1 protein-coding gene is annotated in these 538 nt (G+C 73.6%); it reads left to right on the forward strand.

Translation table 11 applies throughout. The annotated features are described in order from the left end of the window. Positions 1–248 precede the first annotated feature (248 nt). Positions 249–538 (forward strand): sensor domain-containing protein (locus DEIPI_RS32330; protein ID WP_045234636.1); only part of this gene is annotated, 290 nt, incomplete at its 3' end.

The following is a 538-nucleotide window of genomic DNA, read 5'->3' on the forward strand; positions in this document are numbered from 1 at the left end:
GTCCGGGGGCACGGGAGGGAAGCGCGGGCGCTCGCCCCGCTCGGCAGGGGGGCGGGCGTCCGGGACGCCGGGTCCGGACGGAACCGGAACACGCCCACCGTACGGGGCGCGCGGGGGCGCGCGTCATGAACTACTTCGATTCTGAGACCGCTCCAGAGGACGATGAACGCCGCCGCGTCCGGACGTTCACGAAGGGCGGCCATCTTTCGGAGGACGCTCCCGCCTCCCGCGTGTCCTAGCCTGGAAGCATGACGTCCACCCTCAAGCCGGAAGCGCGCGGCGCCCCACCCGGCTACCTCGCGGAGCTCGTGAACGGCGCCACCTGGCGTCACGTCCTGTACCACCTCGTGAGCTTCCCGCTCTCGCTGGTGTCCTTCGTGCTGCTCGTCGCGGGCCTCGCCGTCGGGACGGGCCTGCTCGTGATCGTCGTCGGCGCGGGCGTGCTGCTCGCCACGCTGTGGTTCACGTCGGCCTTCGCGGACCTGGAGCGGGCCCTCGGGCGCTCCCTGCTGGGCCTGCCCCTCGCGCGGTCCCGGCG

It is taken from the genome of Deinococcus pimensis DSM 21231 (genome assembly GCF_000519345.1).
Taxonomy (GTDB): domain Bacteria; phylum Deinococcota; class Deinococci; order Deinococcales; family Deinococcaceae; genus Deinococcus_A; species Deinococcus_A pimensis.